General features: G+C 39.1%; 19 protein-coding genes. 9 read left to right on the forward strand and 10 right to left on the reverse strand.

What is annotated here, in order from left to right; all coding sequences use genetic code 11:
- Positions 1-4: 4 nt before the first annotated feature.
- The 3 genes from Q0954_RS13130 to apaG all read right to left on the reverse strand — a co-directional run bounded on the left by Q0954_RS13130 (position 5) and on the right by apaG (position 2007).
- Positions 5-349, reverse strand: coding sequence for a hypothetical protein (locus Q0954_RS13130; protein ID WP_299457531.1), 345 nt, complete (start codon positions 347-349; stop codon positions 5-7).
- 483 nt (positions 350-832) lie between these two features.
- Positions 833-1603, reverse strand: a complete 771-nt coding sequence (locus tag Q0954_RS13135; RefSeq protein WP_299457533.1) for an O-methyltransferase — start codon at positions 1601-1603, stop codon at positions 833-835.
- Between the two features lie 17 nt (positions 1604-1620).
- Positions 1621-2007, reverse strand: a complete 387-nt coding sequence (gene apaG / locus Q0954_RS13140) for a Co2+/Mg2+ efflux protein ApaG (protein WP_299457536.1) — start codon at positions 2005-2007, stop codon at positions 1621-1623.
- 164 nt (positions 2008-2171) lie between these two features.
- Between apaG and ung the strand changes: the two genes are divergently transcribed.
- The 3 genes from ung to Q0954_RS13155 all read left to right on the forward strand — a co-directional run bounded on the left by ung (position 2172) and on the right by Q0954_RS13155 (position 5200).
- A complete protein-coding gene (gene ung / locus Q0954_RS13145; RefSeq protein WP_299457538.1) occupies positions 2172-2828 on the forward strand; it encodes a uracil-DNA glycosylase in 657 nt (218 codons plus the stop codon).
- A 390-nt stretch (positions 2829-3218) separates the two neighbouring features.
- On the forward strand, positions 3219-4370 hold the full coding sequence (locus Q0954_RS13150) for a hybrid sensor histidine kinase/response regulator (RefSeq protein ID WP_299457539.1): 1152 nt from the start codon (positions 3219-3221) through the stop codon (positions 4368-4370).
- Between the two features lie 245 nt (positions 4371-4615).
- Positions 4616-5200 carry an SMI1/KNR4 family protein gene (locus Q0954_RS13155; RefSeq protein ID WP_299457541.1) on the forward strand — a complete coding sequence of 195 codons (585 nt, stop codon included), beginning with the start codon at positions 4616-4618 and terminating at the stop codon, positions 5198-5200.
- Positions 5201-5290: 90 nt separating this feature from the next.
- Here the strand turns inward: Q0954_RS13155 and Q0954_RS13160 are convergent, their stop codons facing one another.
- Positions 5291-6184, reverse strand: a complete 894-nt coding sequence (locus Q0954_RS13160; protein ID WP_299457543.1) for a DUF4349 domain-containing protein — start codon at positions 6182-6184, stop codon at positions 5291-5293.
- A 351-nt stretch (positions 6185-6535) separates the two neighbouring features.
- Between Q0954_RS13160 and Q0954_RS13165 the strand changes: the two genes are divergently transcribed.
- The 4 genes from Q0954_RS13165 (at position 6536) to Q0954_RS13180 (ending at position 11973) form a co-directional block, all read left to right on the forward strand.
- Positions 6536-7120 carry a hypothetical protein gene (locus Q0954_RS13165; RefSeq protein ID WP_299457545.1) on the forward strand — a complete coding sequence of 195 codons (585 nt, stop codon included), beginning with the start codon at positions 6536-6538 and terminating at the stop codon, positions 7118-7120.
- A gap of 543 nt (positions 7121-7663) precedes the next feature.
- Positions 7664-8893, forward strand: coding sequence for an MFS transporter (locus Q0954_RS13170; RefSeq protein WP_299457547.1), 1230 nt, complete (start codon positions 7664-7666; stop codon positions 8891-8893).
- Between the two features lie 509 nt (positions 8894-9402).
- Positions 9403-9933, forward strand: a complete 531-nt coding sequence (locus tag Q0954_RS13175; protein ID WP_299457549.1) for a class I SAM-dependent methyltransferase — start codon at positions 9403-9405, stop codon at positions 9931-9933.
- A 264-nt stretch (positions 9934-10197) separates the two neighbouring features.
- Entirely contained in the window at positions 10198-11973 is a 1776-nt protein-coding gene (locus Q0954_RS13180; protein WP_299457551.1) for a hypothetical protein, read from the forward strand.
- A gap of 45 nt (positions 11974-12018) precedes the next feature.
- Here Q0954_RS13180 and Q0954_RS13185 read toward each other — a convergent pair whose 3' ends face one another.
- Entirely contained in the window at positions 12019-12480 is a 462-nt protein-coding gene (locus Q0954_RS13185) for a hypothetical protein (protein WP_299457552.1), read from the reverse strand.
- A gap of 403 nt (positions 12481-12883) precedes the next feature.
- On the reverse strand, positions 12884-13912 hold the full coding sequence (locus Q0954_RS13190; RefSeq protein ID WP_299457553.1) for a glycosyltransferase: 1029 nt from the start codon (positions 13910-13912) through the stop codon (positions 12884-12886).
- A gap of 107 nt (positions 13913-14019) precedes the next feature.
- Here Q0954_RS13190 and Q0954_RS13195 point away from each other — a divergent pair, with 107 nt between their 5' ends.
- A complete protein-coding gene (locus Q0954_RS13195; protein ID WP_299457554.1) occupies positions 14020-14247 on the forward strand; it encodes a DUF4177 domain-containing protein in 228 nt (75 codons plus the stop codon).
- Positions 14248-14785: 538 nt separating this feature from the next.
- Here Q0954_RS13195 and Q0954_RS13200 read toward each other — a convergent pair.
- Positions 14786-17269 carry a TonB-dependent receptor gene (locus tag Q0954_RS13200; RefSeq protein ID WP_299457555.1) on the reverse strand — a complete coding sequence of 828 codons (2484 nt, stop codon included), beginning with the start codon at positions 17267-17269 and terminating at the stop codon, positions 14786-14788.
- Between the two features lie 329 nt (positions 17270-17598).
- Positions 17599-18114, reverse strand: a complete 516-nt coding sequence (locus Q0954_RS13205; protein ID WP_299457557.1) for an RNA polymerase sigma factor — start codon at positions 18112-18114, stop codon at positions 17599-17601.
- A gap of 636 nt (positions 18115-18750) precedes the next feature.
- Here Q0954_RS13205 and ffh point away from each other — a divergent pair.
- Positions 18751-20064 (forward strand): signal recognition particle protein, encoded by a 1314-nt coding sequence (gene ffh / locus Q0954_RS13210; RefSeq protein WP_299457559.1) that lies wholly within the window; start codon positions 18751-18753, stop codon positions 20062-20064.
- A gap of 799 nt (positions 20065-20863) precedes the next feature.
- Here the strand turns inward: ffh and Q0954_RS13215 are convergent.
- Both Q0954_RS13215 and recO read right to left on the reverse strand, forming a co-directional pair.
- A complete protein-coding gene (locus tag Q0954_RS13215) occupies positions 20864-21058 on the reverse strand; it encodes a cold shock domain-containing protein (protein ID WP_002701575.1) in 195 nt (64 codons plus the stop codon).
- Between the two features lie 220 nt (positions 21059-21278).
- Positions 21279-21980, reverse strand: coding sequence for a DNA repair protein RecO (gene recO / locus Q0954_RS13220; RefSeq protein ID WP_299457560.1), 702 nt, complete (start codon positions 21978-21980; stop codon positions 21279-21281).
- Positions 21981-22130: the final 150 nt, after the last annotated feature.

The raw sequence follows: 22130 nt of genomic DNA on the forward strand, positions 1-22130 counted from the left end.
TTTGTTACTCTTTAGTTTGTTTCTTGTCGCAGCTTGTCTTTCGTTGTGAAATATAAGTGTCCCAGCCTTTACAGAAAAAAAAGTCTTGTGTAACATTGATGGGTAGGGGTAACTTTTGAGCTTCAGGGTGTCGGTGAAAGTAGACATGGCACCTTTCAAGCTCTTGGCAAAGACAAACAGTATTGCGACTACTGTCGAATTCTTTGATCAGTTTTTTTAGTTGTAACAACCTTTTTTCAATATCAGTAGAGGAGGTTTTGTATCCTCTTTTTTGTTTTTCTATTTCCTGGTGTAAATACACCCTTTGATAAGCTTTGATAACTTCTTGTTTTAATAGAACAATGTTCATACGATTATAAATTTTTGTCAAAAATGCCTGATGAAAGACCCATAGCATGTGCCTAATTTTAGCTGGTCTTTTACTAACAAAGAGACAAAACCGCTCATTTTAACCCTTAAAGCATACAAGTTTTTTTGTTAAAATGAAGAAAATACAATTAAATAAATATGTAAGCATTTGATTATTAATTATTTAAAGATTAGTAGAATAGTGAGGTTTTTATATGGAGTGGTACCGTCATCGCCTCAGCTCGTGTCTCCACGAGCTGATCGAAACCTTCAAAAATAATGTTCCCAGGTGCTGTGGTGAGGCGATTTAGCTTTGTTGAACACCAATATACATCGGTATCTAAGCACTAGTAAACTCGGTTGTGGAGACACAAACCGAGGCGAAAAAAATAGTAGGGTAGAGTACAAGCTACTGAGAGCAGTTGCACAAAAATAATAATTTTACGCAAAATCGGGTGAGAAAATAATTGTTTGATAGTATAGGCTAAAACTGTAGTCTGAAATGCTGTACCGGTTGATTTTTCCTGAAAAAAATCAATCCTACCCTAAATAAGTCGATGCTAAGGGTTACTTCAGGGTGTTGTCTGATAGTTTGCCAGGCTTGTTGCATTTCTGCCGACCAGTAGATGTCGTCAAACACAAAGATGCTGTTTTCGTGTGCCTGAGCCAGGCAAAGCTCAAAATATTGTAGGGTGGGTGTGTAGCGATGGTTGGCATCAAAAAATACAAAGTCGAGCAGGGGCAGGGTATCTAATATTACAGGCAGTGTATGGTCAATATTGCCTTCAGCCACGTGAATGCGGTGACCATTGCTTTGGCCAAAGTTTTGCCGAGCAATGGCAGCTATATTGGGGCAGCCTTCCAGCGTGGTAATATGAGCATTGGGGTTGGCTTGAGCAAGGTACAGGGTATTGATACCCAACGATGTGCCCAACTCTACGATGGTTTTAGGTTGAAACTTACGGACAAGTTTGAAAAGTAATTGACTGGTTTTACGATTAGAAACAGCGTACCGGGCAATTTGGCTCACTTTACGTGTGTTGTTAGCGCTTTTTCTAGAGCCTGCTCCCAAATCTTTGATGGTAATAGGCTGATGATTTTTGAGCAAACTCTTTCTTAGCTGTTCTATAGGTATAAAATCACGGTATTTTGTTGAGGATTTAATCGTTTGAGTATATAACTCAAACACAAAAGGTGAATGTACCGAACGTACTGTTTTTGCCGTAACTAAATGGCGTAAATATTCTTTTATCAATGTAAAACGATTTGAGATTAATTAAGCAAATAGGGCAAAATTAACACAAATTCGGGAATTACTACTTTAAATTGTTTACCATCTACTACGCGCTCCATCAAATAAGTGCCATTCATTTTGCCAATACCCGTTTTCAGGTTACAGCCAGATACATATTGGTGAGTTTCGCCAGGCTCAAGCACAGGCTGTTGACCTACCACTCCTTCGCCTTCGACTTCTTTTTGACTATTGTTAGAATCATATATAAACCAATGTCTGCGAAGCAATTGTACTGTATAGGCACTGCAGTTTTCAATGGTAATACGGTAAGTAAATACATAATGCGATTGTCGGGGGCTTGAATAATCTGCCTGATACTCTGTGACAACACTTACCTTTACGCCATCAGTAATTTGTGTAATCATCTTATTATATGGTTAATGTTTGTAAAAATGAGAGAGAGGAATAACATCCTGTATTTTTGAAAACAAAGCTTTTAAATATAGACTTTACTTTTCGATTAGCAAATTTTTTTCCAAAAAAATTGTTTTGTACTTTTAGCCATTAATTTACCTAATAAAAACACTGTATGGACGTAAAAATAGCAGATTCCTGGAAGGAAAAATTACAAGAAGAGTTTGAAAAGCCTTATTTCAAGGATTTGGTAGCGTTTGTAAAAGATGAATACCTTAGTCAAACAGTATACCCTCCTGGTAATCAGATTTTTAATGCCTTTGATAAATCTCCTTTTGACCAAACGCGTGTGGTAATCATAGGGCAAGATCCTTACCACGGAGCGGGGCAGGCAAACGGACTTTGTTTTTCGGTGAGCGATGGAGTAAGAATTCCTCCTTCTTTGCGCAATATTTTCAAGGAAATTAACCAGGATTTGGGAAAAGATATTCCCAAGTCGGGAAACCTGGAACGTTGGGCAGAGCAAGGAGTATTGCTGTTGAATGCTACTTTGACTGTAAGAGCCAAAACTGCCGGATCGCACCAAAACAAAGGCTGGGAGCAGTTTACCGATGCGGTGATCAAGGCCATTTCGGATGAAAAAGAAAATGTAGTGTTTTTGTTGTGGGGAAGATACGCACGTGACAAAGGTAAAGTGGTAGACCGCGATAAGCATTGTGTGCTTGAGGCTCCTCACCCTTCACCTATGGCAAAAGGCTTTGTGGGATGTCGTCACTTTAGCCGTGCCAACGAATTTTTGAAATCCAAGGGATTGGCAGAGATTGATTGGTAGTGCAAATAAACTGATAGAATAGCGAGGTACCAAAGGGGCAGTGTTTGCCCTTTTGGTGCTTTAGCGCCTGGTGTATTTGTGGAGAGGGAGTGTGATACTCAACCGATGGAGCAACCAATTGTATTGTGATGTTTATGACAATACTCCGCAGTGATTTTAGCCAAAGTTGACTACTGATTATCAGTAGGTTATGATTTTAAAAACTATTTAATTGTACGTTTAGACCTAAAACTGAAACCCTTTTAAAAATAAAGTAGGTAAACAATTTTAGTATAAACTACTGATTTACAGGGCTTAATAAGGTAAACATTTACTCGAATCAGCTATGGACTACGGACTAAATACTATGGGCTATTGTTATGACGACTCTCGACAATATAAAACAACCTTATGAAAACTTACCGTATTTTAGTAGCAGACGATCAGCCTGGCAATCTCGACACTATTATCAGGTATCTGGAAGAATCGTCGGGTATTTACAATATTCTAAATGCCACCAATGGAAAGATAGCTTGCAAAGTAGCCGAAAAAAAACAGCCTGACCTCATTATTATGGACTGGGAAATGCCTGTAATGTCGGGGATAGAAGCCATTCGTTACCTTAAGGCACAAGACGTAACCACAGACATTCCTATTATTATGGCTACTGGAGTGATGTTGTCGCCTGCCCATTTGAAGGTAGCCCTGGATGCTGGAGCCATTGACTACATCAGAAAACCTATCGAGCGTACCGAATTACTGGCAAGGGTAAACTCTATTCTTAAACTTGCTGATTCGTACAAGATGATCAAAGAACAAAATGAGAATATTCAATCAACCAACAAAAGACTTTTGGAGCTCAACTACGAAAAAGATCAATTGATTCACGTAGTAGCACACGACTTAAAAGTACCCTTGAGTCATATGTCGAGCCTGGTGCATATCATTGACCCTAATGCCGACAACCTGACCGAAAAACAAGCGGCATTTCTGCAAATGATCGGGCAGTCATCGGATCGGTTGATTAAACTTATCAATAAGATTTTAGACATAGAAGCCATAGAGTCTAAGAAAGCAAAGCTGCACATGGAGCCAGTAGATATCAGATTACTGCTAAGGCAGGTATCAGAAGAGTTTACCCACGTAGCCATACGCAAAAACATAGAAATTATTAGTCAGATTGGCGAAGGTATTGTGTGGGCAGATAAAACCCACCTGACCCAAATACTTGAAAACTTGCTGTCCAATGCAGTTAAATTTTCGCCCAAAAATAGCCAGGTACAAGTACATTGTGTAGCAGCTGAAGGTAATATAAGGGTAGAAGTGCAAGATCAGGGAAAAGGCGTACTGCCCGAAGAAATGTCTCAGTTATTTATCAAATACCAAAAACTATCGACGCGTCCCACTGCCGGAGAAAAATCTACTGGCTTGGGGTTGTCTATAGTAAAACAGTATGTAGAGGCAATGCAAGGACGGGTTTGGTGCGAAAGCACTCCAAAAAAAGGAGCTAAATTTATTGTAGAGTTTGCCCAGCATAACCCCGCGATGCAATCAAACACTTGATTGAGTGTTACAACCACCCGGTTGGCTGTATAAAGCTACCTTTTGAATGTACGACACAGCAGTAAAGCGAAATATTATCGCTGAAACATGTTTTTTTTCAAAATATCCTACACGAAGTGCAGTTAGTGTATTCGAACCGTTAAATTTGTTACCTGCTAATATTACATAATTATTAAGTGTTAACCATCGTTTTATGAGTCAACAACTAGTAATTATACCTAAGCATAACATATATTTAAAACCGTATGAAACAAGTTCACAAGTACTGGGAGGACGTTGATAAGCAACTTACCAAGATCACTAACCAAAGCTTGATTAACTTTCACGCCAAAGGAGCAACCAAAGAAGACATAGCCAAGTTATCGGCCAAGATAGGTTATGAGTTGCCCGAAGACTTTCAAGATTTTCTCACCCGTTTTAACGAATACCAAAGTGTAACGTTTTTTGAGTACAAGTCGTTAAGTATCAGTGATATATATGATAATTGGCGTTTGCTTACCAACCTTAAAAATCAAGGTGAGTTTGAGCATCTTACACCCTGGTATATCAAAGAAAAAGGAACTGTAAAGTTTAAATGGTGGCATAAGGGGTGGATTCCTTTTGCCGAAGACCACAACGGCAACTTACTGTGCATTGATTTGGCTCCTGCCAAAAAAGGTACAAAAGGACAAATCTTTTATTGGGAAACCGTAGGAGGGCCAGGAGTACCACAGGCAAAATCTTTTGGGGAGTACCTCAAAAACTACAAAAAATCGCTTGAAAAAGGCAAATTCTCTTATGATGAAGTAATGGGAGTGTTGGCACAACAACGCGAATCAGTAGAGGTTTAAGTGATTGCCAGATGAGTGAATGATGAAGGTTTCGACGACCAGACAAATATGACTGATCGCCGGAACCTTTATTGTTAATATTTGTAAATTCTATCCCTTTTTGGTAAGTCGCCTGCGCAGATAACGAACACCAAAAAAACCACCTACACCCAACACCAACAGTGTAGGCCAGGCATAAGTCAAGCCAATGATAAAGCCAAGGATGCCTTTCCAGCCAGCAACAAAACCCCGCCCCATTTTAGTGAAAAAACCATCTGAGGGAACCTCTGCGGCTTCTGTACGTTGGTATACCTCCATACTAATGGTGCTATAGTTGATTTGATCAACCAAAAACTTAAGCCTGCCTTCTTTAGCCTCTATTTCTTCTCTGATTACCCGCAACTGGTTCTCAACTTTGAGGATTTCTTCAATACTTTTGGCTTTTTCAAGTATTTCAAGGTAACGTTTTTCTACTGCGCGTTTGGTTTTAAGCCGGCTTTGTATGTCTACAAACTCTTCGGTAACATCTTCGGCTTTTACATTTTTGTAATCCAAAAATACTGCTTCACGTACCATTTCGTCTAACAAGTCTTCAAATTTATCGCTTTCTACCCTTACCACAATTTTGCTTTGCAAACGGTTGTATTGGCGGTCTTGTTTTGCTGATGATACATAACCTTCGTGTTTTCTAATCATTGCCTGCATTTTTGCAATGCTTTTTGCCAGATTTTTTACCTGAAATCTTACATCTGCAGTTTTAATGATTTTCTGATTTTTTTTGACCAAAGGTTTAGGGGTTTTTACGTTCTGTACCTGTAGTATTTTCATTTCGTGTTCCGCAGTACCATCGTCTTTAGAAGCTGTTTTTTTAGTACTAGAGACCGTCTTTTCTTCTGAGTGGATAGTTATTTCTTTCTTTGACTGACCTTCGCTATATTGTTTACCACCACAAGCAGTTAACCATAAGATACAACCCATCAGGAGCCAATAATTCAATGTTTTCATAGTGTTTCAATTGTAAGTTTATTTGAGTGTTTTTTAGTGTTGCCATTTTATACGGTCTTTGGCTTAAAGTAACCCAGCCTGCTATAGTTTATGTTTTTTTTGGTCAAAAACCTACAAGCTCCCAATCTTTCATAGGCATTTATATCCTTAAAAGGTAAATTCATCGTTATTTTTGAAGTAAATAAATATTATATTTGTTACTCGTATAAGCCTTACTCGTTGTATTTATACATACTATATCCACAGTGTAAATACTGAGAGGCTTTCTACATTGAGAAATGCTGTATTTTGAAAAATAACTTGCAAAGTACAGGGTTAACAAGCACCAAATAACAAAAAATGACAATCGCCATGGCAAAAATTTTATTATTTGCATGGGTTTTACATTTTCCCATGAACCACCCCATTTATAACAACTCTTTTGATGAAAAAATCAGTTGTTATGGAAGTTTTGTAGGGGATATTAAACAAGGCTACTGGAAGTGCAGGTATACCAATGGCAACACTTTAAGAGAAGGAGCTTATCTGCATGGCAAACGCCACGGATACTGGAAGTTTTACCATCGAAACGGCGTATTGGCTGCCGATGGATATTATAAAGTAGGAGAAGAAACCGGTATTTGGTATATATACGATGATCAGGGAAACCTGCTTCACGAGCGAGAAGATGGATTGTGGGGCACCGAAGGAACCGAAATTACTTGTAGTGGAAGCGTTTTGGGGGATCAGAAAGAAGGGTTATGGACATGTTTTTATGACAATGGAAATAAACTACAAGAAGGCGCCTATTTTAAAGGCAAGCGTGATGGATACTGGCGTATGTTTCATCAAAATGGCAAGATTGCGGCTGAGGGTCCTTATATAAAGGGCGAAGAGGTAGGCCGTTGGAAAATATACAATGAAGAAGGCTCGCTTATAATGGAGCGCAACGATTAGGTTTATCAACTGTATTACAAGATACTCTTAACAGACCCTGATATATGCATATCAGGGTTTTTTTGTGCCTTCAATTTACCAATACTCCGCAGTGATTTTAGCCAAAGTTGGCTACTGATTAACTTCGTTGAGCACCGATATACATCGGTATCTAAGGACTCGCCAGAGGCTCGGTTATCAGTAGGTTATGATTTTAAAAACTATTTAATTGCACGGCGTAAACCTAAAACTGAAACCCTTTTAAAAATAAAGTAGGTACGCAACTTTAAGTAGCAGCGAGCAATTAGCTATAAGCTACAAGTAAAGATAACTCTCTCATAATATGATAGTTATACTTGCATATTAGGTATATTTAATTTTGTCTTGGTACATAGTATAAAATACTGATTTACAGGGCTTAATAAGGTAAATATTTACTCGAATCAGCTACGGACTATGGACTAAATACTATGGACTATTGATTTACCTTCCATTGCAACTAATTTCAAGTTTTGTTTGTTTATCGGGTGGCAATTCAATTACTCAGTACTTGATATTCTTTACATGCGCGAACTATTATCTTTAAGAAAAACCCAGTTTCTGCTGTTGGGCAACATTTTGAGTCACATGGGCAGTGGCATTGCCCTGATCGCCGTTCCGTGGTTATTGGTAAAGCACCCCAACGGCGAACAAATTTTTGGCTATGCTACTATGGCAACTGCGCTTATTACCATGTTGATGTTGCTCTATACCGGATCGTTGATTGATAAGTTTTCCCGAAAAAAAATATTGGTATTGGCTGAAGTTTTTGGTCTTTTGTGTACCCTGGTCATTGTTTTTGCTGAATGGGAACAAGCACAACCAGCCGTAGTTTCATTAGTGGCTATGTTGCTTTTTAGCAGTATGGTCGACAGTGTACACTTTCCCACCCGTTTTGCTTTTACCCAAGAATTGTTTGAACCCCACCAATACCAACGATTGAATAGTTTGCTGGAGATTCAAGGGCAAATTGCTTTTATGGTAGCAGGTGCTTTGGGCGGAGTATTGGTAGAAGTGACTACATTTGCCAATGTAATGTTGATAGATGCCATTACTTTTGGACTAGGGGCGTTGTTTTTTGCTGCGATTCCTTACCAGCCAGTACTCAAAACCCTTGCTGAGGTAAAACCTGTTTGGCAAGATGTAAAAGAAGGGATAAGCTTTATTCAAACCTATCGCCATACCACCAGTTTTTTTGTATACACCATGTTGCCCTTTATTGCAGTATTAATTGGCATGTATTTGGTGCCTATATATGTTGCCAAAACCCTCAAAGCCGATGCCTTGGTATATGGTTGGCACGAGGTGATATGGTCTATAGGAGCCATCCTAGCCGGGCTTACCATTCCTATACTCACCACCAGGGTACAAGGTCGGGTATTGGTTATCTGGAGTGTACTGTTTTACAGTATGTGTGTATTGGCATTGGTATTTAATACCTCAGTAGTTGGTTTTTTGGTCATTAGCTTGCTCATGGGCTGGGGCAATGCTGGTAGACGGGTAGCACGTGCTACCGCCATGATGGAAAGCATTGACAATCGTATGATTGGACGAATGAACTCTACCCTAATGTCGTTTGGTAAACTGTTACAGGTATTTTTGGTATATGGTTTTACCCTGGTCATTCCGGTTTGGGGAACCAAAAGTGCTTTTGCAGTATTAGGTGTGTTGTTGTTATTTACCTGTTGGGGAGCATGGCAAAGTAATAAGCGTTTTGTGAGCAGTATTTCGACTAAAGTAGCAGCAGGTGATTAAGCAGTAACAAGTTGTTCGTTTTAGGCGACAAGTAGGTACACCCTACATTTTAATAGACCGCTTTTGCCAGTAGAACCGTGAGTAACTGACCTTTCGCAGGTCAAAAACTTGTTTAATAATATACCAGTCAGCAAACAAGCTAATAAAATACAATGATTCGGGTATCTATCAGCCGTTACTTCCCCGAATCAAGTTCGGGATCATGGATTTTCTCCAGGTAAAAAAGTAACCAAAAACCCTCCGAATCAAGTTCGGAGTTCAAGCACCGCAGCTGTAGTTTGTTTCGCCTAAATCTGTGCTACTACGCCGAAACTGCTCAAACTCGCTTCGCTCAGACAGTGATCAGTTTTTACGGCTTCGTTTCACAGATTCTTAACGGCAACAAACTAAGGCTGAATCCAGCTGACGCAACCTTAATTATTAACTGTATTTTTGGCCATGTAAACAAAAATATATGCTGCGAAAGGTCAGTGAGTAACTGCGGCTTTTTTTGAGAGAAAACTAAAAAGATGGAAACAATCGATACAATCAAACTATTAGGGCAAGTGCCCAACCATGCTCCGCAAGTATGGGCAGATATAGGCGCTGGTACAGGAGTATTTACGGTAGCCTTGCAAATGTTGCTGGCACCCCAAAGTACTGTATGGGCAGTAGACAAAAACCCTCATGTACTGTGGAGTTTGCCTAAGCAAAATGAAGTAAATATACGTGTAGAAGAAGGTGACTTTGAGCGGGCAATGGATTTACCTTTGTTTGATGGCATCGTCATGGCAAACGCCTTGCATTATGCTGTTGACCCTGTCGTTGTATTGCAAAATGTATTGCAACACCTTAAGCCCTCAGGCACTTTTATCCTGATAGAATACGATACTTCAACGCCTAATCCACCTTGGGTACCTTATCCGGTAAGCCTGGCGCATTTTCAACAACTTTCTTCTCAGGTAGGGCTCAACTCCCCCAAAGAATTGCATCGGGTAAGTTCGCAGTATGGGCAGAACAGCATTTATTCAGTGTCGTGTCAATTACTTCAAAACCCCTAAAAAATATTTTATCATAATTGCAAATATGCTACTAATAATGAGGCATCCTTGACAAAAGCAGAGAACCATCTAAAGCAAATACGCCCATACCACTTACCAAACAACGGAAAGCCATTAGCAACGAGTGGCGCAAAACGGGGCTTGTGGTGCATGACACAAACCATTCATAAACTCAAATGACGCTTTCATAAACTGAGTAGCCTTCTTTTGTGGCAAATGGCGTATTTTTAGCTTACAAATATAAAAAACTATACAATACCCCCCATGCGCAAACAATACGGCCTGTTAATACTTTGCTGGTGGCTTACATTCGTTGCCCAGGCACAAACCAAGGTGATCAATATACAGTCGCCCATTAATGGCAAAACTGTGAGTTTTACCGAGTTTTTAGATGCACTCGAGCAAGCCAATCGACTAGTGCCTCAAGATGGGAAAAAATATGATTACATTGTTCAAGATGTGAAAGTGCGTTTTGTGCAAGAGGTTGACAAAGCGGGAATGGATCAGCGTTTTTTTAACAATGGTCAGGAGATTGTCATTCGTCCCGATTTGCGTATTTCTAAAATAGACTGGGATTCCCAATTTTGGTTTGTACCTCGAAACATCACCTTTGCGGGCAATGTATACATTACCGAAACCCAGCGGATGAAAGCCATTTTTACGGAGTGCCGTTTCAAAAAAGCCTTGGCATTTTTAAGCAACGATGGCGACTTCCTGGACTTTAAGAAGTGTGATTTCAGCGGAGGCTTTCGTATGCAACGCAGTTCGCTGATAGACCACCTTAAAATAGACAGTTGCCGCTTTGACATTGCCGAAAACCTAGAGTATGGGGTAGTAGCAATGGGGCTAGAACCGCGCATTTTTTTGATAGACAACAAAGCCAATAACCTCGATTTGAGTATTTCAAACACTACTTTTAACGTACACCCTACAAAACGTTACAATCCTCAATACTTTGTTTCGCTGCGCAACTCGGTATTTAGCAACCTTAAGTTAGTAAACAGCCATATCAAAACCTCGCTCGACCTGCAAAACACCTCTATTAGCAATAACTTTCAGCTAAACAGTACCCAGGTACACGACTATATTTTACTATTTGGGCTCAATATCAACCCTTTGGGCACCCGGCTCGACTGGAAACTGGTAGAAAAACGTATTGCGTATTATGATGTTCAACAAAAAAAGCTCTTTAGCATTCACAATCTCAAGCAAATACCCCTGAACATTTTCAACGATTTATTTAGCAGTTATGCCATTGTATATGCGGCCTTTAAGTCGCAAGGCAATCGTTATAGTACCAATCAGTGCTATATAGAATGGAAAAACGTAGAAACCCAATACCTGAAAAAACTCTATGAAAAAGACCGCAACGCCGAAACCTACTTTACTTATTGGATGAATGTGTTTTTGAAAGTGTTTTGCGACTATGGCACCAACCCGCTAAAGTCGTTGTACATGTCGTTTTACGTGTTATTGGTGTTTGCCTTGGTGTATTTCTTTTTACCCCATCAGTTTGGCTATGCCCGCAACAACTTTTATGAAAACCTGCGGCGTTTTAGCAACTATTTGCGTCATCCTGAAGAGTTTTTTCAAGTGATGCAAGCTAAAAAAGCCGACATGAGCAAACGCCACAGCAAAGTCAAAGACTTTGTAGAAGGAAATAAACGCAACAAAGCCCCGTTTTACTTCAACCTGATTGCTTTGCCTGATAATATTTTATACCAGGCAGGCAAAGCCTCTAACAACTTTGTAGTAACATATATGCGATGGGTACACAAGCTTAAAAACTCGGGCAACCAACTGGCAGGTGGACTTGCCAATGTGTTATTCTTTCTGCTCATATTTATCATTGTGTTGGAAAACCTCATTTTTAGAGCTTTAGACTCTACTGCCCTGAGCATCAATATTTTTACTACTTTAGGTTTTGGTAATACCGACGCCAAAGGGTTGCCTATGTATCTTACAGTACTAGAAGGCTTTATTGGTTGGTTTTTGTTGAGTTTTTTCAGCTTATCGCTGATTAGTCAATTGATTAATTAACTCGATAAGGCAGGCTAAAAAAGCCGTGGTCAACGCCCTAAAAAACTACTCTTTGGCAGGGCGCCACAAAGGACCTATTGCCAATAGTAAAATCAGTACGTTAAACAAAGCATTGGAGGCATTGCCAGAGGCAATAGAGCCCGCACTGTCGAGCACAAACCACGACAAGGTGCCAATGAGCACGCTTTTGCGAATAGCTTCTGGTGCCTGATCGTATGCCCATACAGATAAACACCAAATCATTATGCCCCAGCCCAAAAGAAAGCCACCAGTGAGTGCCGATAAAAACCGGGTATCGGCTGAGGCATAAGTAGTTGCTCCATCGATTGGCCAACTTAGTAAGTCAAGTGTCCAGCGGGCAGGTTCGGCGGTGGCTACCATGGTGCCCAGAAAAAATACAGGACCAAAAGACCCTACTACTATCGCGGTAATTTTTAACCAAAACTTATGAAATTGGTGAGACATGATATTGCGTTGACTGTTTTTTGTATCTTCCTTCATCATCATTTTTTTTAGTAAAATGCAAAAAATAAAGTGTTCTCATAGAACAAAACATCTTGGGTTGGCAAGGCAAAAAATTACCTTATCTAAGGGCAAGATTAGAGAAAAAACAGGAAGTATTTTAGACGCTACCGTCTAATAAGGAATTGTTCAAAAATAAATTTACACTCTAAGGGGTGATTTTTCGCCTTGATACTTCGTTATTTTTATTGCCCGTAGCGCTGCTATGGGCGCAAAAAATAGCCTCGTCTCAAAACAAAACCTCTACCTCAAGAATGGTAATTTAATTTCTCACCATTCCTAAGTAACTAAAAAAGGCGAGGTATTCGATAAATTAATCAAGCTCTGAGGTGATCAACACAGAATTTTTCCAGGGAATAAAAATAATACAATGACGTATATGTTGTTTTTACCTTAACCTTGTGGCAAACCAGCGTTTTATTTTGCGATAAATATGATAAAACCAATAAACTTTTATTTTATTTTTAGATAAGAAGACGATGGTTTCTGTAAGTTTTGTGGTTGAATCCAATTTTTTAAGTAAGTCATTAAATGAAAATACCAAATCAAAGTGCTGAGTATAAAACGCCAACCGTAAGTGATAAGATACTTGGCGCGACAATGCCAGGTTTTCGGCTGGACTGGTATTGAGCTCAAAAGCCTTATAAAAAACTTGAAGGGTACTTTCTAAATGCGGGTTCATTTTGTTTCGGTAAAATGCACTTGACAGTGAATTCCTTACAACACGCTTCATGGTGGTTACCTCATCTTGGTATTTATACAAATAATGACGAGAAGTCTTTACCCAAAAATCAAAGTCTTCGTAGCTCAAACTCTCATCATAGCCCCCCATTTGCCGCAATGCGTCTGTCCGCATCATCATTGTTGCTGTATTGATAAAATACCTGCTTAATACTTCTGTGTATACATTGCCTTGAGGCACATCTACCTTGCTTTTGCCTGCTTTATCTACTGGATAGTGATAATTTAATATATCACCAGCTTCATTGATATTTACCGCGTTGCTAAACACTACTGCGTATTCTTTGGGTAAAGACTCAAACAACAGCACCTGTTTTTCTATCCTATCGTCCAGCAATACATCGTCAGCTGCCAGGTCTATAATATATTTGCCTTGAGCAATTTTCAACCCTGCATTAAAAGCCCTGCAATTGCCTTGATTTTGTTGGTTTTTGATAAAAGCAGGTGAATTTGGTAACTCAAATGCCCTATTTTGCGTTTCTTCAGCTGTAGAACTTACATCAATATCATCTAACACCTCTTCAATAATTTTTACACTGCCATCAACACTGGCATCGTCCACTATTATCAACTCAATATTCGAATAGGTTTGCAAAAAAACTGAACGAAGTGCCTCAACCACAAATTTCTCGTGGTTATAACACAAACAAATAACAGATACTAAAGGCGCTTGCATAAATTATTGTGTAAAAGCAACTTAGGTAATAAACAATACAAATAATCGTTTCAAATAAACGCTTGTGCTGCTATATTTGTATGGTCAAAATCCAAATCACCAAAAATATGAAAAATACAAAGCTTGAATACAAAATCATTACTACCAGTGGAACCCACCAAACTCCTGCTAATATTGACAAAGCAATTGCAAATGCTGGAGAAGAAGGTTGGGAGGTGACCAGTATCTCGCATGATAAACATCCCAGTGACCAAACCAAAACTGAGGAAATCATGTGCGTATTGAGACGAGAAGTAAAAGCCAAAGCTGCCCAAAGGGTAAAAACACAAGCTTAGGAATGGTGTAAAAATAAACTTCTATAGTAACGCTAAAATATTTTGTTGCTAGACGCGGCACGGCAATATCCAGTGGATGTTGAGCGAGCTTGCGGGATGGCCGGCTAATAGCATCGCTATTCGGCTATTTTTTAACAAAGTATAGCCTCAAAAGATGAGGTTAAGAATATAAATTTATTTTGGTACCATTCCTTAGGCTACAAATATAGATATAATTACATATCACTGTTTTAAATACACATTTTAATCTGCCTTGTCATACTTTTGACAAGGCATTTTTTTGTTAAGCCAAAAAAAGCTGCATAGATTATCCCTATGCAGCTTTTTTAATGATTTTAAGTAACTAATAGTTTTTAGTTGCTTCTCTTAGTAATGTTGCCGAAATAATGTCAGCAAATTTAAGTAAATATTTTTTCGCTAGACAAGGCGAAAAATCGGCTAATAGCATCGCTATTCGGCTATTTTTCAACGATGTATAGCGACTAAAATATACAGTTAAAATGGGGAAGTTATTTTGACTGCATTACTTAACCAATGGTTAAAACCTATAAGTAAAGTTAGCCAATAATGTACGAGGCTGTTGTGGGTTGATTGTAGTCCAGCCTTTGTAATAAAAATGGTTGCCCATGTTATTAAGCTTCAGCCCTATACGGAACTTGTCGCCTTGATAATATACCGATTGATTAAAAATAGTATAAGCGGGCAATATAAACTCACCTGCGGCTGGTTCGCCTGCCATTACATTTTGCTCACTGGCTCCGTTGAAACCAAACCCAATACCAAACCCTTTAAGTGCGCCCTTAGGGAACTCAAAGTTTGCCCACAAGTTATACAACATCTCAGGACCAGCCCCACCAAAGCGAGTGTTGGCAAGCTCAGGTTGAGAAGGCGAATTGGTTATTTGGGCATCATTGTTACTAAACCCACCTCGTAAGTTAAAACCATCAAACGGGTTTACATTTACTTCTACCTCAAAGCCTTTGCTTCTTACAGTACCATTTTGCACCTTGGCTGGACCAAAACCTATTATTTTATTATCTACTGTAATATCATAATAACTTACAGTCAATTCTACTCGATCGTCAAATAGATTGGTTTTAGCACCTACTTCTATCTGATTGGCTTGCTCCAGGTCAAAATTACGCAACACCAAGTCTGAGGTAGGATTGTTAGGGTCAGAAGGCACTAGTTCTGGGTTTACGTTAGTAAAACCGTTTTGATAGTTGGCAAATAACGATAATTGGTTAAGGATGGGTTGGTATACAATGCCAAACTTAGGTGAAAAAGTTGTTTGAGTGTAGGCTTGTTGGTCATCTGCGGTAGTATTCAAATCACCTTCATAGTCAAACATATCAAAACGAACACCTGCCATCAACGAAAGTGCAGGAGTAATATTGACTACATCAGATATATAAGCACTGAACACATTTTGGCGTACTCTAGTATTCACAGGTGCCGAATTGCTCAACAAACGTTCTACCGAAGCTTCGGTTAAGTAAGTAGGTGTTGTCTCAATGCCATTGTTGGGGGCAGTTGGAGTAAAAATAGGGTTTGTATTAGGGTTGTCATAGTTTACCACATTACCGCGAGGGTCTACATTGTGTACAAAAGCAAAAGCAGTATTATTGCTTATCACAGTGCGGCTAAAGTAGTCTACACCTACCACCATACGGTTGCGAATGTTGCCTAGTTTAAAGTCACCAATAAAGTTTTGCTGTATATCATAAGTAGAGGTGATGCCGTTTTCTCGACGCACATTTAAGCTAAAAGTACGACTGTTAGGGTTTATAAATGCACTGGCGCCTGGTTGAACATTATCTACCACTGCACTCATGGCATCATTCCATAAATAAGAGTAGTGTCCAGTAGATTGGGTGCGGCTACCTGATAATACCGTTTGTGAACGCCATTGGTCAGAAATTTTATAATCTGCCTCCATCCGATAGTTAGCCGTAGGTGTTTTTAAGGTTAAATCATTGCTGGTCATTGACTTCTCGTAGTCATAATTTAGTTCTTCCAGGTTCTTCCATTCTGTAGGCACGCTACGGTTCAAAAACAAAAAGGTAGGGTTGGTTTGCTCTGCTTGCGATATTTCAGAGTAGAGCGAGAATGAAAGTCTGTTGTTTACCTTATAGCTAATAGAAGGGGCAACAAACAACGATTTTCTGAATCCGGCATCCTGAAAAGTATTCTCAGTGTGGTAAGCCGTATTAATTCTAAAGTAAATCTTTTCTTCCTTGTCTAGTGGAGTATTTACATCCAGTACCAATCGGTTGAGCCCAAAAGACCCTGTAGTATAAGATACCTCCCCGCCAAAATCTTTATAAGGTTTTTTTGTTATTACATTGATCAAACCACCATAAGAGCTGATAGTACTACCAAACAGGGTAGCCGAAGGACCCTTGATTACTTCGATACGTTCAATGTTTGAAGGATTGATAATACCATTGGTAATACCTGGTAATCCATTGACCAGCTGGGGTTGTACCGAAAAGCCTCGCAAGGCATAATACCCGGCACCGTCTCCATCGCGTCCGGTAGATGCCCACAACTTGTCTACTCCTACGGCATTTTTCAAAGCATCTTCAAAGTTGGTCACCGTTTGCGATACGAGTAGTTCATTGGTCACCGTGCTATATACCTGGGCGTTTTCTATGTTGCGCAGGGGAAGTTTAGATACATAGGCACTCTTTTTTCGTGAGAATTGATTTCTTCTTTCACCTTGTATTACTACCTCCTGTAGTATTTCATTGCCTTCGTATAAAGTAACAGTAGGCACAGCAATGGCTTGGGTGCCGCTTACGTTTACTGTTACTTCTTTGGTTTTATAGCCCACAAAAGAAAATACCAGTGTTTGTGTACCAGCTTTTGATGTAAGACTAAATTGCCCACTGGCATTGGTTAGAGCCCCATTGGTGGTTCCTTTTATCACTACAGTGACCCCTGGGAGTGGTTTACTATTGTTGTCATTTACTTTACCTGTCAACACTTGACTATATGCTTGAGCAAACAGTAGAACCATTAGCACGCACGTTATATAAGTAGTTTTTGCCTTCATTTGTGTTTATTTAGACTAATTATAAATAATAATCGCCGCGAAAGTAGGCAACACCACCTAAAAAGTAAAGCGTTGGGGAATGAAATTTTTGAATAAAGGTGACAGGAATCCTTAAAATATAAAACAAAAAAGTGAAACTAGTATTTTAAGAAGTGACAAAGAAAGAGTGTAAAATAGGGGTTTTTAGATATAAGTGTTTGATTATTAGATGCTTAAAGTAGAATACCCATCGTCTTGTTGCCAAAACAGATGGGTAAACTTGGGTAAACGTAATATAGAAGTTTTTTGCAAGACTACTTGTCAAGGTAGCCGTATTGCTTAAGGCTCCCCTTCAACATCTGTCGTGCCATGTGGATACGATTTTTTACCGTGCCAATGGGTATATCCAATGCTTCTGCTATTTCCTGGTATTTAAACCCCTTAAAATAGAGCTTAAATGGCACCCGGTATATCTTCTTCACCTTATCTATAGCAGCGTTTATTTCTTCCATAGCAAAGTTAGAGTATGCCTTATTCTCTATGGTTTTGTCACTGGTGTTTAATATATGTTGGTTGTCCGTTTGGTCTAGCAGGGTTTTACGCCGGGCAACACGTTGATAATTAGTGATAAAAATATTTTTCATAATGGTATACAACCACGCCTGAAGGTTAGTTCCTTCTTTAAACTTTTCGCGATTTACAAAAGCCTTGATCAATGTTTCTTGCATCAAATCATTGGCTTGTTCTATGTCTTTGGTCAATTTGATCGCCACAGGCTTCAAATTAGCCGAAACTTTATCTATAGTGTTAAACTCAAGTGTACTATGCATAATTGTCTTTGTCTTTTATCGAGTAAATAATCTTAGGAGCTCGGCTAAAGTTCCATTTATAAACACTTACGTAGTTACAATATAATCGGATGTTCTGTACTTTCAAAAATAAATGAAAGATTTAACAAGCTTTTCACAAATCTATTTTGAAAATTAAAAAATAATAAACGTAAGCTTCAAGAAATAAGTGATTTGCTTGCCCAAAATGGTGAACAAAGCAAGCTAAAAATAATGGGTTGGTGGGTGTTTGTTTATGTCACAACCACTGCTATTTTGCATTAGAAAAATACTGCTATCGTGGGGTGTTTTATAAAGAAGAGGTGAGTGAAGACAAAGTAAAAGTAGGGGAGAGGCACCAAAAACTCCTTCGCTGTGGTAAATCTTCCTGCAGGGCGACTTAAAACCATTGATTTTTGAGTTTTCAAGCCGCAAGATTGTTTCAGTAGTACGAGGCAGAGTTGTAAGTCTTCCTCCTTTGAAACAACCCAAAAGAGATAGGGATATGTCAAAATGGCTTATTTGACTGGCGATGCCGGAGTAAAGCAGTCATTATGTCTGTATAAGAGCTTTTGATCAATGTTTGTTGAACCGAAAACAGGCACAACCGGGTCGTATATTCACTAAAACAAAACAAACATGTTTGAATCATTAAGTCAGCGGATAGAAGAAGCTGTACACAAACTCAAAGGCAAAGGACGCATTACCGAGGTAAATGTAGCTTCTACTATCAAAGACATTCGACGAGCGTTGATAGATGCCGATGTAAACTACAAAGTCGCCAAACAAGTAACTGACGACATTAAGGTAGAAGCCTTGGGACGCAAGGTGCTCAAGAGTTTAGCACCAGGGCAAGTACTCATAAAAATTGTCCACGAAAAGCTCACCGAACTAATGGGGGGCAAACCGCAAGAGATGAACCTTAAGGGCAGTCCTGCTGTAGTATTAATGGCAGGGCTGCAAGGTTCGGGCAAAACCACTTTTTCGGGTAAACTGGCGAACTTACTTCAGCAAAAGCAACACAAAAAAGTGCTGTTGGTGGCTTGCGATGTATACCGTCCTGCTGCCATTGAACAGCTAAAGGTGGTGGGCGAACAAATAGGAGTAGAGGTATATGCTGAGCCTGATAATAAGAACCCAGTGGCAATTGCCCAAAATGCTGTAGAACATGCCAAAACTAATCATTATAAAGTGGTGGTGGTAGACACGGCTGGGCGGTTGGCAATAGATGAGGCAATGATGCTAGAGATTGCCCAAATAAAAGCCGCCATTCAGCCTTCAGAAACTTTGTTTGTGGTAGATGCTATGACAGGACAAGATGCGGTAAATACAGCAAAGGCTTTTAACGAACGCATTGATTTTGATGGGGTAGTGCTTACCAAAATGGATGGAGATACGCGCGGAGGTGCTGCTTTGTCTATTCGTGCGGTAGTCGATAAGCCTATCAAGTTTATAGGCACCGGCGAGCAGATGAGGGCTTTAGATACTTTTCGCCCAGAGGGAGTGGCAGGGCGCATTTTAGACATGGGCGATGCTTTGATTCTAGTAAATGAGGCGTACTCTGACGAGGAAAGGAAAGCGCAGGAGCGACTGCAACGTAAAATGCGTAAAAATCAGTTTGATTATAACGATTTTTTAGCGCAGCTGCAAAACATAAAAAAAATGGGCAACCTCAAAGACTTGATAGGGGCGTTGCCTGGTACCAACAAGCTTTTACGCAATACCGACTTGAGCAATGAATCGCTTACACCCATTGAGGCAATGATTTATTCTATGACACCACAAGAACGGCAAAAACCAGTATTGCTTAGAGATGCTAATAGACAAAAAAGAGTTGCTAATGGTAGTGGTACTTCTATACAACAAGTGGGGCAGCTCATCAAGCAGTTTGAAGATATGCGTAAAATGATGAAAAAACTCAATAAGGGAGCAATTAAAAAAGGCTCTTATTAAGCATCCTGCGGATACATTTTAGCAGTGTGCGAAGTTTTTAAAGTCTCTGATATACAGGTGTTTATGTATAAATTAAAGTGATAAGTGTAGGGGCAATCCCTTGCTGTAATGCACTGGAAGTTCTCGATTTATCGGAATGGTTGCCCTAGTACCTTATCCTCTAAGTAAATGCACTATTTATTTTGGATGAGATTTGTTCTCTGACAAACTTCAAAAATTGAGCAGAGTTAGTTTACAATTCCGATGTATATCGCATTGGTCAGGGCTTAAAATTCCGCCTGTAAAAACCAGCTTCAAGTTGTGTTGAATCACAATTTTTATGGAATCGTTCAAAACTCTTTGCTCGTTTTTATGCCACTTTTTACGAATATTAGCCCCAGTGGGGCGAAACCTTGGTAGAAAAAATAAACGAAACGAGACACGGCTCCGTAGGAGTTGCGCCTAAAAGAGTCGTTTTTGATGATTTTGACGGTATTTTAAGTGTTCGTAAAATTAAGCTTTGACGCATGCGATGTATATCGGAACCGGAGCTACGCGATATTTTTGAAGTAAAGTCAGGGCGCGAATATCGCCGAAATAATGTGTCAGGTATTTAGAGGTTGAGGTACTAGGTAGTCTTTGTTATTCTGGCAACTAATCAAATTTATTAGTTAGAAAACAATAAGGCGACAGGTAGTAGGGCACTACTTGTCGTTTTTGAGCTAAAGATGGGTGCATAAAAAAACCCTTACTCTATTTAAGAACAAGGGCTTGGATTCTTTATGTAGACATTACATTGCTGTAACGTGAATTTCAATGCTTATCTGATACGCTTAACATTTACTGCATTCAATCCTTTTCTACCTTCTTGAAGTTCAAATTCTACTTCGTCGCCTTCACGAATATCGTCAACTAATCCTGACACGTGAGTGAAGTATTCTTTGTTTGAACCATCTTCAGTAATGAATCCAAATCCTTTAGATTCATTGAAAAATTTTACTGTTCCTGTATTCATTATTGTAATTTTGTAATAAAGCCCAAAGATAAGTTATTATGGCCTTATAAAATAGTTTATAGTAAATTAATTTTTGAGTTTTTAAAATTTTTTTGAGGTCACTTATAAGTGTTGAATTTATAAGCGAATGCTCAGCCAAATTTTTACTTGATAGTGAGCAAATAGGTTTTTTTTTGGCAAAAAAAAAAGATATTTCCACAAAGTTTATTTCCACCTTTTTTTAATCCATCATTTCGCGCAGTACTGTCAGCGATTTGAGTGTGCCAAAACCACCTATATGTAAATGATAGTACTCTAATAACAAGTCAATTACATCACTTCTGGTGGCAGACTCTATAGCAATGGTTTCTTCAAAATTGCTACTCAATAACTGGTTGATGACCTGTTTTATTTGTGGGCTTTTTGTCGAAGGAAAAGATACAGGATGCTGGTTGTTTACTTCGGCTATCATCACGTCAGCCGATTGAGGGTCGAAGCCCAAAAAACGAGGCATTTTTGCCAAAAACTGTAAGTGAAATGCCCGGAAATCTTTTTGAGTATCATCAAACCACACAAGTGCATTGAGCAAAAAGTCAAACAACAAGTGGTTTTCTTCTTCTTCGCGCAGTGCTTTGCTGAGTACTTCGGCAATAAAAAGCGCGATGGTAGACTTCTGAAAATCAAAAGGAATGTTGTGAAATGGCACATGGCAGCGTGCTTCTGAAATACGTTGAATATTGCTATTGTTTTGCTTATAATATACTACCAGGTCTAACAGGGTAAGTGGCTGATAGAGGGCTATTTTGCTGCCGTTCTTGTTCGACCTTACTCCATTTATAATATAAGTTTTCATGCCCATTTCTTCAGTAAATATTTTGGCAATAATGGATGTTTCGCTGTATTTAGTATAGTTAATGACTATGCCTCTTGTTTTCTTTAACATGGGAGTAAATTAATAAAATTACCCTTGATTTGGCTAACTTTTTAATGATGTGTTGAGTAAATTTTTCGTACTGTTTGTGAAACCTGCTAAATTGGTATAATTTGCCTTGTTTTCTTTGCGAAGGTGGTAGGTCACTTGAGTCATTAGCTT

Source organism: uncultured Microscilla sp., from assembly GCF_947493425.1.
In the GTDB taxonomy this organism is placed as follows: Bacteria; Bacteroidota; Bacteroidia; order Cytophagales; family Microscillaceae; genus Microscilla.